Source organism: Flavobacterium sp. 2 (assembly GCF_049949195.1).
In the GTDB taxonomy this organism is placed as follows: domain Bacteria; phylum Bacteroidota; class Bacteroidia; order Flavobacteriales; family Flavobacteriaceae; genus Flavobacterium.
On record NZ_CP188206.1, the window covers coordinates 2,154,219 to 2,167,361 of the forward strand.

The window sequence follows — 13,143 nt, forward strand, 5'->3', positions numbered from 1 at the left end:
CAAAACCATTCGTGTTTTCACCGCTTGATTCTTGAATTTTTATATTGTACTCTTTACACCTTTTTTTAAACTCTTTTTCAAAATTGAATCGCAAGATTCCTAGTTTTGGTTTTTGCTGTGTTTTGTCAAAACTGTAATATGCTGTTGTTAAAAGCTGATTTAAGTGATAATTATAGATAAAAGTGTATAGCTCCTTTTTTGTTTTTCAGTTAAAGCAGTATTGCTATTAATCAATTGTTCGTATTCGATTTTTGCATTTTCATGTGCCTCACTTCTGTAATCTTCCACAATAAATTCAGCGTATTCTTTGTAGGTAAGAAGACTGTTTATTTTTCTTGCATAGAACGTTCTCGCATTGTTGATCTTAAAATTGTACAGCGTACCCGGATCCTGAATACTGTAGGGAGCATCAGCTTGCTTCTTTTTTGCATCCAAATCTTTTAAAATCCGGTTTCTTTCTTCAATTATTTTCAAGAGTTCCTCTATTTTACTTTCTGTTAAACCTGCTTTTTTTACATTTTCATAAAACCTTTCTTTAGTAGTTTTTTGAACTTCAATGCTGTTTTGTGACTGCATTCCGTTTACGAAAAGGAGCAATGCAAGGATGTGGAATACATTTTTCTTCATAATTTTTATTTTTTTTAGATATGTATATTTAGTACCATTCAATTTGTTTAGTCTCACTGTTAATTCTAAAAATTCGTTCATAACCATTACTTTTGGGACAAAGTGCAAGAAGAAGAGCGTTATCAGGAATTTTGCTGAATTTTATAAAGTCTCTTTCTGAGGTAGCTTCTTCAAGTTTTTTCCAACCATTATCCCAGACATAGAGTGTGAATATTTCATTTTCAAATACTTCAAATGAATTGAAATCTAGTCCAGGAGCTTTTTGGGGCTTGTCTCTCGATACGCTATACGAAAAGGTCTTGTTATAATTTGGAATCAGAATTTGCTGCTTTGTATTATTATCTAGAAGTACGGGATAACGTGCATAATTCATTTTCTTTGCCGTTGGATCGTAAAAACTTGGTAGATAAACGATGTTGGAACCTAAATTTTTAAATTCGATTGTATTTCCTTTTTTTTCTCCCCAGTCTATTACTCTCCATTTTGCAAGATTGAAAACATTTAAATAGGCTATCTCATTCTGATTTTTAGCATTTACTGGATAAGTAATTTTTCCAGTATCAACATATTCATGTGTTACATCGAGAATGTTTTTTTCTCTCAAAAATCCATCAGGAATCAATAATGTATCTTTCAATGCTGCCAGAGAATTTTGCTGAATAGAAAAAGTTTTTCTATATACTTTAGCCAGTCGTTTTTCTGTAGCATTATAAGCATATGGAAGTCCTTGGGGATTTCCGAAGCAATTACCGTTAAACGGAATATGTTTCCCGTTTTCATCAATAACGGTATCCCAAAAATGTCTTTTTGATGAAGCGCCGTATTCTGGTGTAAAATCAAATGTAACCGCAAGTCCCATTGCCCTACATGCCAATAATGTCAAATTTGCCAGATCATTGCATGCACCTTCTCTTCTAAAAAGCAATTGTTTTGGGCTTAAATAAGGAATTGGGTCAGGGCGACTGCTTAAAAATCTGAAATTTTTAAGTTCTAAAATAGTTTGGGTAGCAACATCAACAGGCTGGTTTATATTTTTTGCATTCAATTGTGCTTGAGATACCAATTGCAAATATTCAGAGCGCCAATCTTCCAGTGGTTCAGTTAAACTTCTATACGGAAGAATATATTCGCAAAAAGTTTTAAAGTCATAAGAGCGAGACCACGGATTGTTTTTCCAGGATTTAAAAGCAAGATCTATGTATTTTATTAAAAATTCAGGTGTAATTATATCAAGATCTTTAACACAATATAATTCAGGCTTTAGGCTGATACTGTCTTGCAATTTTTTGAAAGCTTGCGTTGCCAATTTTAAATCAGGATAATCCAATTCATTAAAATCAATTTTCCTATTCTTGCCGTCAACCCATTTGTAGTTTTCACTGTAATGAATCTCAATATTATCAATTAAAAACGCTGCTGCTTTTCTTTTTTCTATATCAGATTCATAATGTTTATACAATACAGTTTCCAGGCTCTTTTTTGTCATATCAACATTCGAAATCGATTGAGAAAAAAGAGATGCATATAGCATAAAAAAAGACCAAAAGTAAGTTTTCATTTAAAAAAGTAAGTTTTATTGTACAATTTTAAAACAAAAATGTAAGAAAATAAATTTAAAAATGTTAAATTTACAAATTATATGAAAAAATAATTTTAGTATCTAAATAATGAAAAATCAACAACTCTTCATTTTTTTAACACTTTTACTCTTGTCGTTGCTAGTAAGATTTAATCTAGGAAATCTTCCATTTTTAACGGGAAAATATATTTATTGGCTGTTTATAACCTTAATAGGAAGTGTTGTTTTTTTATTCCAAAACCACAATAGAAAATGGGAATTGAATCAATTTGATATCTGTATACTTATACTGTTTTTTGGTGGATTGTTAAATTTTGTATACTTGTCTAATGCAAGCGTCTTCAATTTAAAAGTATGGCACTTTAGTGCCTATTTACTTCTATACATAATTTTAAGACGATCACTTTGTGGGAAAGAAAAGATTTCAGAAATTTCAAAAAAAATATATTATTTACTACTGCTCGTGGCTACACTGAATTCAGCAATCGCGATTTTACAAGAAAGTAAATTACTATCTTCTTCAAATGAATACTTTCAAGTCACAGGATTGTTTTTTTCTCCAAATCATTTAGCCTTATTTCTTGCTATTGGTATTTTAAGTTTGATTGAGCTAACCCAAGAAGTCAAATCACGACTTAGCAAAGTTTTACTTTTTATCTGCTTTCCTATTTTAGCCTATGGCCTATATCTCTCAAAATGTCGGGGTGCGTTTGTCGCATTAATTGTCGCAATGCTGTTTAACTTGAATACTTCAAAACGAGAGATTCGAGAACTCATCTTTTCTAAGAAACTATTGTATGCTTCTGCAATTGTAAGCTGTTTTTTTATAATGATTTGGAACACCAATACATTTAAATCTCAATCAGCATCCGGTAGAATGTTCATTGCCAAGCATTCTTTAATACAGCTTAAAGACAGACTTTTGACTGGTTATGGCTTTGATTCCTTTTCATTGCAATATAATTTAACAAAGGCTGATTATTTTTCCGTACAAAGACCGTGGGAAGAAACTAGAAATGCAAGTTATTTATATAATGCAAATAATGATTTTCTAGAATTAGGTTTTGAATTGGGGATGATATGGATTGCTATATTTTGCATTTTTATCATAATGTTGTTCATCAAATCAAAGCATAATAATATAACGAAGGCTTGTAGTTCAATACTTCTTTGCATCATTATTTTTGCATTTACTAATACAATTCTGCCAGTACCTTTGTTTGCGGTTTTAGGCTGCATTTTTACAGTTGTCATTATCAATGAATCACAAATAAAACCTGTTCTATCTTTTAAACAGAACTATTTCTCTGCAATTATTACAACTATTTTCATCGCAACATTTTCTTCTATTATTGCTCTAAGATTAAACGCAGAATATAAGCTGAAGAAAATCTTTAATCAAGAGGAAATTGCAGGTTTAAAAAAGACAGAGAATTATGTTACTAAAATCGACGCAAATGGCGAACAACTTTTTATGGCAGGCATAATTTTTATGAAAAATAATAATCCCGAAGAAGGACTTAGATACTTGACAAATGGTTTTAACCAATCAGGAAAGCCAACCTTAGGTAAAAACTTAGCAAAACTTTTTGAGAGAATGGGCAATTATGATAAAGCCGAGGAAATTTATATTTACAATAAAAATGTAGAACCCTTTAGATTTAATGCTAGAATAGATTTATTTAATTTATATCAAAAAACAAATCAGAGAGGAAAAGCAAGAGAAATAGCTAAAGAAATTCTTTATTTACCAATAAAAATTCCATCAAAAGAAATCGAGTCATTTAAAGAAAAAGCCAAAAACTACTTAAAAAATTAAATAAAAAAAGCAGTCTAAATTTAGACTGCTTTTTTCTTTTTAGATTGGTACATTCTGTAAATCAGAACACCAATTATACCTACTAGCAAATACGGAATTACCATTAAATATACAATTCCGTCATTTACCGCCTCAGCTTTTTTTACATTAGAATCTCCCGCAAGTGCTGCACGACACATCGCACATTGCGCATTCGCCGAAATTCCAATTAAGAAGAAACAAATTCCAAAAAACAAAGTTTGAAATTTTGATTTTAAACCTTGAATATTATTTTTTTTACTAATTAGCATAATACGGAGAAATCATTAAAAATACTACAACGCCAGTTACAGCAACATATAGCCAGATTGGAAAAGTGATTTTAGCTATTTTTTTATGTCTGTCAAATTGCTGTCCAAGTGCTCTTACATATGAAATAAGAACAAGTGGAATAATCGCGATAGAAAGTAAAATATGAGTTATTAAGATGACAAAATACACCAATCGAAGTGAGCCAGCTTTTGCACTTTCTACCGCATCAAGAATACCATCGTGATTTAAATCTCCAAATTTAGTAGAATCTGCAGTCATATGATAAGCAACATACATTACCAAAAAAGCAACAGACAAAGCAATAGCAAAAGTCATTAAACGTTCATGCAATAAACGTTTTCCGTTTTTAATAGCCATTACAGCTGCAACAAGCACAACCGCTGTTATACCATTTATTGTTGCATAAACCGGAGGTAACATAGATAATGGTTCAACATTATAACCAAAATCTTTTAGTTTTACACCAAATAAAATTGCAACTACAACCGGTATTATAATTGAAACCGCAATTATAAATTTATTATATTTTTTTTCTATTGAATTATCTTCCATTTTATTCTTCTAATAATACTTTAATATCTTCTTGAATTTCTCTAACTCCTTTTTTGTCTAAACCATCGTAATACAAAATAGGGTTTCCAAACTCATCTTTTCTGCAACGGATTTTCCCATCTTTATCAATTAAAGCAAATAAGCCTGAGTGCTCAAAACCTCCATTCACCTTATCATTTTCTCCTGCATACAAATTGAAACCTTTGTTAGACAAATCCATAATTGTTGCTTTATCACCAGTCAGAAAATTCCAATTTGAAGATTTAACGCCTAATAACTTAGCATGATCTTTTAAAACTGCCGGAGTATCATGACCAGGATCTATTGTAATAGAAACGATTCCGAAATTAGGATTTCCAAAGAATGTTTTCTCAATTTCCAGCATGCTTAAATTCATCTTTGGACAAATTGAAGGGCAAGTAGTAAAGAAAAATTCCAAAACATAAACCTTTCCTTTGTAGGTTTGATTTGAAACTTTTGCACCATCTTGATTTGTCAATTCAAATTTTGGAGCTGGTCCAATGGTTAATAATTTAGCTGTATCTTTTGCACCTTTCAAACCAACGTTATCCAAACGATTCCCTTTTACAACTTCGCCGTTTTGAATTCTGTCAACAATTTTTGGCACTGCATAAATTCCGAAAATCAAAACGATAAACGAAATCCCGATGTATGATTTATTTTTAAACATGTAGGTAAAAATTAAAGTTGTTTAGTGGCATTATGGTTCTTTTTAAGAGCCGCACGATATTCGTATAAAATGATTTTGAAATCATCCAGCATTTCATTGCTTAGCTCAGAAGGATGAAAAGTATTGTATCCCTCTTTATACTCCTTTTTATCTTTTCTTCCTCTAAGATTTCTTTCTTTATCAACAATATAAACATTTGGAGTTTCAAGGTTCTTATTTAGTTTTTCTTTTAGATGAAGTCCATCATAAAACTTTTGAATTTCTTCATTTGAAGCAAATACAAAATTCCAATTTTTAACATCTGTAAAAGGAGATAAAGCATCAACTATTTTTTGAGCTTTTTTTTCAGTTCCAAGCGGACACAGAATTACAAACTGAAGATCTTCAAAACCGTTATAACGTTTGTAGATTTTTTCATTTAGATTAAAATAATTACCTCGGTTTTCTAAAATATTTGTACCTCCAAAACCAAGTACCGTAATTTTTTTATTAAGAGAGATTTTCTTACCGCTTAATGAATTCCAATTTCCAAAGTCAGCTACTTTAGGCGTTATTACAGGAAGAGTTGTAAAACTATTTACACCAGAAGCAAAAAACAAATAAGCTACAATAGGCAGAACAAAAAGGACAAAGAGAACTATATTTTTTTTCATTGTTTATGCGGGAAAATATTGAGGTACAAAAATAAAAAAAGCTCCGTTAATCGGAGCTTCTTTTCGAATTAATATCATGTTAAAAATTCCATTTAATAGTAGAATCTTTAAAAACCCCATAAATATAATGTCCTTCTGTCAAAAGAATAAACAATAAATATAAAACTAGGAAAATAACTGGCGATACAACAGACCATCTAAGGCTGCTTTTTTCACCTTCCATGTGCATAAATGCCCATACAATATAATATGCTTTGAATATTGTAAGGATATAAAATATCCAGTTCAATAAATTCAAACCTACAAAATGATTACCTTCTAAAACTGCAGGTTTGTAGATACCAAGAATAACCTCTACTGTAGTTACTACTGATAGTAATATAAAAACAAACCAGATTCTTCTTGTATTTGATACGTATTCGTGACCGTGTGCCATAATAATAAATCTTAAAAAATTAAACTAAGTAGAAAACTGTAAATACGAATACCCAAACTAAATCTACAAAGTGCCAGTATAATCCAACTTTCTCTACCATTTCGTAGCTTCTTCTTTTCTCGTAAGTTCCTAATAATACATTAAAGAAAATAATGATATTAATGATAACTCCAGAAAATACGTGGAATCCGTGGAATCCAGTAATGAAGAAGAAGAAATCAGCAAATAATTTGCTTCCGTATTCGTTTCTTGTAAGGTTTGCACCTTCTACTACATATTTTGCAGTTGCTAAACGAGTTTCAGCTTCTGCTCTAGTCAGAACTTTTTTACTCTTTTTTCCGTTATTTTCAATAATCTGTTCTGTTCTTATCAACAATTCAGGATGTGCTTTAAATCCAGCCTGTACTTCAGCAACTGTGTATGTAGCCTGCGTTTCAGCATCTTCCATAAACCAAGTTGAATGGCTTCTTGTTAAAGCTTCTCTTTGTTCTGGCAATTTTACAGCAAACTCTTCAAGAGCAACTCTTTCTCCTTTTGCATTAACAAACTGCAATAAACTTCCACCTGCTGTTTCTACTGCGCCATATTCTCCTTTAATGAAGTTTTTCCACTCCCAAGCTTGAGAACCAACGAAAATTAAACCTCCAATAATAGTCAAGAACATATAAATAGCAACTTTTGTCTTTTTTAATTGATGACCTGCATCAACAGCTAAAACCATTGTTACAGATGAGAAAATCAAAATAAAAGTCATTAAGGCTACATAATACATAGGAGCCGAAACGCCATGCATAAATGGGAAGTGAGTAAACACTTCATCAGCCAATGGCCAAGTTTCAATAAATTTAAATCTAGAAAAACCATAAGCAGCAAGAAATCCAGAGAATGTCAAGGCATCTGATACGATAAAAAACCACATCATCATTTTACCATAACTTGCTCCTAATGGCTGGATATCCTCTCCGCCTCCCCAAGTTTTTTCGTTGTTATTTGCAGTAGTAACTGTCGCTTCCATAAAAGATATTCGTTAAAAAGTTCCCAAATTTACGTTTTTTTCTTATTTAAAGAAATATAAAAATAAAAATAAATATACCCATAATAAATCCAAAAAGTGCCAATACATCGCACCTAGTTCTATACCAAGAGTTTGAGTCGAATTGTATTTTTGTTTAAAATGATTATAAATTATAATTAAAAGTGAAATTAATCCGCCCGCTAAGTGCAATAGGTGTGTTACAGTAACAACATAAAGAAAAGTTGTAGTAATTGAGCTACCTTGTCCTGTAAAATAATATCCTTTTTCAACGATTTGTCCAAATCCCTGAAATTGCAATACAACAAATAAAACCCCTAAAGCTAAAGTTCCTAAAAGCAATCCTGTAACAGCGCTCCTATTATCTTTCTGAATGGCTTTTTTTGCTAAATAAAATGTAACGCTACAGCCAATAATTACTGCTGTACTATAATAAAATGCTGTTGGCAATTGAAAATCCTTCAACCAGTCAGCTCTTGATTTACTAACCACAAATGCACTTGTAAGTCCTGCAAACATCATGGTCATACTTACCATGGCGAATAACAAAATCAGTTTTGCCGATTTTGATTTTCTTAATTGTTCATCACTTGCTTTAATTGTCATTTCCATAACTATCTTAAAAATTTATCTACTATAAATACAATCTGTAATAGTGAAATGTACGAAACACTCACCAGCATTAAAGTTCTTGCCGACTTTGCCGTTCTCAACTGATACAGTTTTACTGCGTAAAAAAGCATCCACAATCCTAATAAAAACACTAAAGCTGCTGCAATTGGAGAAATAAACAATTGCCCTGTATACCCCAAAACTGGAAGCAATGAAGCTATGATCAGCCAAATTGTATACAGAATAACCTGTAAAGCGGTTCCTTTATCTTTCTTTCCTGTCGGAAGCATAAAGATTCCTGCTTTTTCATAATCTTCATATAAAAACCAGCCGATTGCCCAAAAATGAGGAAATTGCCAGAAAAACTGAATTAAAAATAAAGTTCCCGCCTCAATTCCGAATTCACCTGTAGCAGCAACCCATCCTAACATAAATGGTATTGCTCCAGGAAAAGCGCCAACAAACACAGATAATGAAGTAACTGTTTTTAATGGTGTATAAATACTTGTGTATAAAAATATCGAGATTGCAGCAAACATTGCTGACTTGGCATTAATGGTATAAAGCAAGCTGATTCCGATAATAGTCAACAAACTTGCTACAAACAAAGCCATTTTTGGAGACATACGTCCAGAAGGAACAGGACGGTTTTTTGTTCTGTCCATTAAAGCGTCTATGTCTTTTTCAATTACCTGATTAAATGCATTTGAAGCACCAACCATACAGTAACCGCCAATTGACAAAACAAGCAAAATACTCCATTTAAAAGGATGTTCATCATTTACACCCAACAAATATCCGGCAATAGAAGAAAACAAAACACTGATAGCCAAACCAGCCTTTGTAATCTCTTTGAAATCCAGAAATATTGATTTTAGTGAAATTGTATTTTTAGTAGCGTTCAAACCTCTATTGTTTGTATATTTTTTTTGAGTGGTGCAAATGTACAAATTAGATTGTAGAATACAGAACTATAAATTTAGATTTTTTTCAATAAAACCTTTACAAAATAAGGACTTGCAAATCTTTAACACAATTATTTCGAAAAATCTTATAAAAATCCTAGTAATCGAAATACCAATTAAAAATATCTGAACGTAATCCGATGCTAAACCAAGTCGTACTTTGCTTAAAAGTTGTAGCTGTATCTTGAGTCGGATCAAAGTTTCTGTAAATAAAACTTCCAAACAATTTCAGGTTTGTCATTGGGTTTATCAAATAACCTCCTTGAACGTCAGCAATAAAAACATTTGTTTTATTTCCCTGACCTACTTCTACTCCTTTATCATATGGACGTTTTACATCATAACTTTTATAAATATCGCCTCCATAATTGTACGAGTCTTTAGTTGTATTAAAATCAAGACCTCTTTTTCCAACAGTAAATTTAGCATCTCCAAAAATACGTCCTTTATGATAACGTCCAATTACAACTAATTCATTGAAATTTCCACCCCATTGATGACCAAGACTTTGATTATTGTGTCCATAATTTGTAATTACGGCACTATGTGAATACACATAAGGACGAACATGATTATACTCGACTTGAAACAAAAGATCTTTTACATCAAATGCATTATAATATTTTCCTCCAATTTGAAAACCGAATTTATTTTTCCAGCTTTTATCGCCCGCTTTTACATCAGAAACTGAAAATTCATCGATTAAAAACTGAGAATATAAATTTATACTGTTATTCCATTTATATTTTCCAGTAATACCCAACATCGCATTTCCGCTTCTTGAAGAAGAAGTAAATTCAACTGTACGATAAAAAATAATTGGATTCACAAAATTCACATCAAATCCTCTATTATTGGTATCTGTCCAAACAACAGATTCGAAGAAACCTAAATTCAGTCTGTTTGAAACATTCCAGCTTAGATAGTGATTAGCCATAAACTTTGTGGCGTATGTTTTATCAACTGTAACTTCTGGCCTAACATCTTTCAACCACATATAAGTATTCGTATATTTTATTTTCCAGAAAGTAGTATTAATTTTAAAATACGGATATGGGCTCGCTCCGTCGCTTTCAATCAATGAACGATAACCATCACCTATAAAATTTCTTCCGTAACCTAACTGAAGATCGAAAAATTTATATGGTGTATAGGTAATATTTGCCTCTGCCAAAGGAAAATCGTATGCATCAGTTTTAAAACGTTTTGCAATTCCAACTCCAGGAATAATTGCCGGATTTCCTCCAGATGGTTTTAGTGATTCAGCATAATCATTGAAATATCCGGCAAATCGGCCTTGGCTTTCAAAAATTGTTGTTGTAAAATTTATTTGTTTCCCTAAACCTCCTCTGAAATTTAAAGCACGTGTATTAACATAAGTATAAGAAGCATCAAGATCTGAAGCTTTTCCCATCTGCAAATCAACAATCGGATTTAAAGCCAGCCAGTAATCTTCTCCCTGAATCTGCACTAAATTTTCATTCCACCATTTTCTTCCAAGCCATGTTGAAGTCTTTTTTTGAAGTGACTCATTTACAGCTTTCAAATTATAATATTTTGAAACCTCCGCATAGGTATAAGGTTTTGAAGAAGTATGACTATTACTTCCAACTTGATTCATTGCACCATCAAACTGTGCGTAATAACTATGAGAAAATGGAATATTTAAATGGCTTTCGAATTCTGGATTATTGTATTTTTTATAAACAATACTATCCAATTCTGTCATTGGTTTTTCAGTTGGTTTTAAAATCTGCGCAGCTGCCGCGGCTTCTGCTGCCAATTGATCTGCACTTTTTAACGGTATATTTATTGTAATAGTGTATTTTGAATAAGTCGGCTTTCCATTATAAGTTGACGGCTTAATTGTTGGAAACTTAGCAAAAACACGTTTCGCTTCATTAGACAAATCTTCATTTGCCGTATTTACATAAATCACCTTAAAAACACCAGTCGCATCTACTTCAAAAAGTACCTTAACTTCTCCTTTATAATTATTTTGCTTTAAATTTTCCGGAACTTCAAAATTTTGAAAAACAAAATCCTGAACTTCTTTGTAAAAGCAGTTTTCCAATTTTTTATCGATCAAATTTTCGCAATTCTGAAAAACAGGGAATTGTTCACTTGTAAATCCAGATTTAACTGAGGAAGCATTATTTTCTTGTGCAAAAGCAATTAAAGAAGTTAGCATTAAAATAAAAGTCAGGGCGCTTTTATTCATTACGTAGGTTTTGGTTTTCATTTAATATTGATTTGTGGTATTCTCTCCGCCAGCAATTGCTTTTGCTGCCGAAGTTCCGATTCGCTTAACTCCTAAACGAATCATTTCTATTGCGTCTTGATATGATCGAACACCGCCCGCAGCCTTAACTGGCAATGGCGATGCGTTTTCTAACATTATAATTATCACTGGGACAGTCGCTCCATTGGGCAAATCATTTTCCGTTTTAAAAAAACCTGTAGATGATTTTACAAATACTGATGCGTAATTTTCCTCTTTAAAATTAGAAATCACAACATTTTTTATCAAAGCCGAAAGCTGGATAATTTCTTTATCAGTCAAAGCTGCTGTCTCAATAATCCATTTTACGGTTTTATTGTGTGCTAATCCAATTTGGGTACCTATTAAAATTTCATTTTTAACTAATGCAATTTCGCCGTTTTTGAAAGCTTGATAATTACAGACAAAATCCAAATCATCCGCTCCGTTTTCAATTGCTTCATTTGCTTCTTTAATTTTGGTTTCCAAATCTGATTTGCCTTCCGGAAAATCAATAACAGTACCAACAAGCAAAGACGAATTCGCTTTCAAAATCATATTTTTAGCCAAGCTAACATGTTCTGGCCGAATCATAATTAACTTAAAACCTTCTACAATTGCTTCTTCAATTGCATTTTTTACAACAATATTATTTTCTGCTTCAGAAAGCCCAGCTTGCGAAGCAGTTTTAAGATACGTTGAATCAAGGTATTGCTTAATGTTCATGATTTTCCTATTACGTCAGATCGGCACAAAAATACATTTTAAATTGAAAAAAAAGCATTATTTATAAGGGTTCATTTTATGATAATAAAAAACCCACCGAAGTGGGTAATTATATTCCTATTATTTTATCAATCAGCTTCCTAAATCCTATAGCAGAAAACACTCCGGCAGTTGCTCCGATCGTATTTGCAAGGACATCAGTTACATCTGGAGTTCTTGTAGTTGTTAAAACACCTTGAAGAATCTCGATTGTAATTCCAAAGAAAACTGAAAATATAAATGAAATCAAATATGCTTTATAATCGTTTGCATGCTGACCTTTCAATTCTTTTTTGAAAAACAAAATCCACGAAATTGTAAATCCGAAATGAAAACAAAAATGAACGATTTTATCTATACTCGGAAAATCTATTGCCGGTATATTACTTGAATTCGTCAAACAAAAATAAGTAATGATACCTGAACAAATAATCGCCCAAATTAAAAGAAGTTGTTTAGGCACCGATAAGTTGTTTGTAAGCTGCATCAGACAATAACGAATCAATTTCTGAAGCGTCAGCAATTTTTATTTTGATCATCCATCCTGCTCCGTAAGGATCAGAGTTCACAGTTTCTGGGGCACTTTCTAAACTATCATTGAAAGCAATAATTTCTCCTGTTAAAGGCAAAAATAAATCTGAAACTGTTTTAACAGCTTCAACTGTTCCAAAAACTTCGTCTTTATCTAATGTCTGATCTAAAGTTTCTACCTCAACATACACAATATCCCCTAACTCTTTTTGTGCAAAATGAGTAATTCCTACAGTCGCAACATCGCCTTCGATGCTAACCCATTCATGATCTTTTGTGTACTTTAAATTTGCTGGTATGCTCATAAT

General features: G+C 31.9%; 15 protein-coding genes. 1 reads left to right on the top strand and 14 read right to left on the bottom strand.

From position 1 onward, the window contains the following. Positions 1–159: 159 nt before the first annotated feature. Positions 160–627, bottom strand: a complete 468-nt coding sequence (locus ACNFIH_RS09305) for a hypothetical protein (RefSeq protein WP_426486402.1) — start codon at positions 625–627, stop codon at positions 160–162. Positions 628–655: 28 nt separating this feature from the next. Next, on the bottom strand, positions 656–2,185 hold the full coding sequence (locus tag ACNFIH_RS09310; RefSeq protein ID WP_426486403.1) for a transglutaminase-like domain-containing protein: 1,530 nt from the start codon (positions 2,183–2,185) through the stop codon (positions 656–658). A gap of 109 nt (positions 2,186–2,294) precedes the next feature. On the opposite strand from ACNFIH_RS09310, the gene ACNFIH_RS09315 reads away from it, so the two are divergent. After that, entirely contained in the window at positions 2,295–4,025 is a 1,731-nt protein-coding gene (locus ACNFIH_RS09315; RefSeq protein WP_426486404.1) for an O-antigen ligase family protein, read from the top strand. A 20-nt stretch (positions 4,026–4,045) separates the two neighbouring features. Here the strand turns inward: ACNFIH_RS09315 and ACNFIH_RS09320 are convergent, their stop codons facing one another. The 12 genes from ACNFIH_RS09320 to gcvH form a co-directional block, all read right to left on the bottom strand. Beyond that, positions 4,046–4,315 (bottom strand): hypothetical protein, encoded by a 270-nt coding sequence (locus tag ACNFIH_RS09320; RefSeq protein ID WP_426486405.1) that lies wholly within the window; start codon positions 4,313–4,315, stop codon positions 4,046–4,048. Next, the gene (locus ACNFIH_RS09325; protein WP_426486406.1) at positions 4,305–4,889 is read right to left on the bottom strand and encodes a DUF420 domain-containing protein; all 585 of its coding nucleotides are present in this window, start codon (positions 4,887–4,889) and stop codon (positions 4,305–4,307) included. The genes ACNFIH_RS09320 and ACNFIH_RS09325 overlap by 11 nt, the downstream gene beginning before the upstream one ends. 1 nt (position 4,890) lies before the next feature. Continuing rightward, complete coding sequence (locus ACNFIH_RS09330) at positions 4,891–5,580, bottom strand: SCO family protein (RefSeq protein WP_426486407.1); 690 nt, start codon at positions 5,578–5,580, stop codon at positions 4,891–4,893. An 11-nt stretch (positions 5,581–5,591) separates the two neighbouring features. Further along, on the bottom strand, positions 5,592–6,233 hold the full coding sequence (locus ACNFIH_RS09335; RefSeq protein WP_426486408.1) for a hypothetical protein: 642 nt from the start codon (positions 6,231–6,233) through the stop codon (positions 5,592–5,594). 79 nt (positions 6,234–6,312) lie between these two features. Then, positions 6,313–6,669: a cytochrome C oxidase subunit IV family protein gene (locus ACNFIH_RS09340; protein ID WP_035651494.1), complete on the bottom strand. Its 357-nt coding sequence runs from the start codon at positions 6,667–6,669 to the stop codon at positions 6,313–6,315. 19 nt (positions 6,670–6,688) lie between these two features. Continuing rightward, on the bottom strand, positions 6,689–7,684 hold the full coding sequence (locus tag ACNFIH_RS09345) for a cytochrome c oxidase subunit 3 (RefSeq protein WP_142450404.1): 996 nt from the start codon (positions 7,682–7,684) through the stop codon (positions 6,689–6,691). A 42-nt stretch (positions 7,685–7,726) separates the two neighbouring features. Then, positions 7,727–8,314 carry a cytochrome c oxidase subunit 3 gene (locus ACNFIH_RS09350; protein ID WP_142450403.1) on the bottom strand — a complete coding sequence of 196 codons (588 nt, stop codon included), beginning with the start codon at positions 8,312–8,314 and terminating at the stop codon, positions 7,727–7,729. A gap of 2 nt (positions 8,315–8,316) precedes the next feature. Beyond that, positions 8,317–9,219 carry a heme o synthase gene (gene cyoE, locus ACNFIH_RS09355; protein WP_426486409.1) on the bottom strand — a complete coding sequence of 301 codons (903 nt, stop codon included), beginning with the start codon at positions 9,217–9,219 and terminating at the stop codon, positions 8,317–8,319. A gap of 157 nt (positions 9,220–9,376) precedes the next feature. Beyond that, a complete protein-coding gene (locus ACNFIH_RS09360; protein WP_426486722.1) occupies positions 9,377–11,500 on the bottom strand; it encodes an energy transducer TonB in 2,124 nt (707 codons plus the stop codon). A 21-nt stretch (positions 11,501–11,521) separates the two neighbouring features. Further along, entirely contained in the window at positions 11,522–12,265 is a 744-nt protein-coding gene (gene deoC / locus ACNFIH_RS09365; RefSeq protein ID WP_426486410.1) for a deoxyribose-phosphate aldolase, read from the bottom strand. A 109-nt stretch (positions 12,266–12,374) separates the two neighbouring features. Continuing rightward, the gene (locus ACNFIH_RS09370) at positions 12,375–12,767 is read right to left on the bottom strand and encodes a VanZ family protein (protein ID WP_035652048.1); all 393 of its coding nucleotides are present in this window, start codon (positions 12,765–12,767) and stop codon (positions 12,375–12,377) included. Further along, entirely contained in the window at positions 12,760–13,140 is a 381-nt protein-coding gene (gene gcvH / locus ACNFIH_RS09375) for a glycine cleavage system protein GcvH (RefSeq protein ID WP_035651485.1), read from the bottom strand. The genes ACNFIH_RS09370 and gcvH overlap by 8 nt, the downstream gene beginning before the upstream one ends. Between the last annotated feature and the right edge of the window lie 3 nt (positions 13,141–13,143).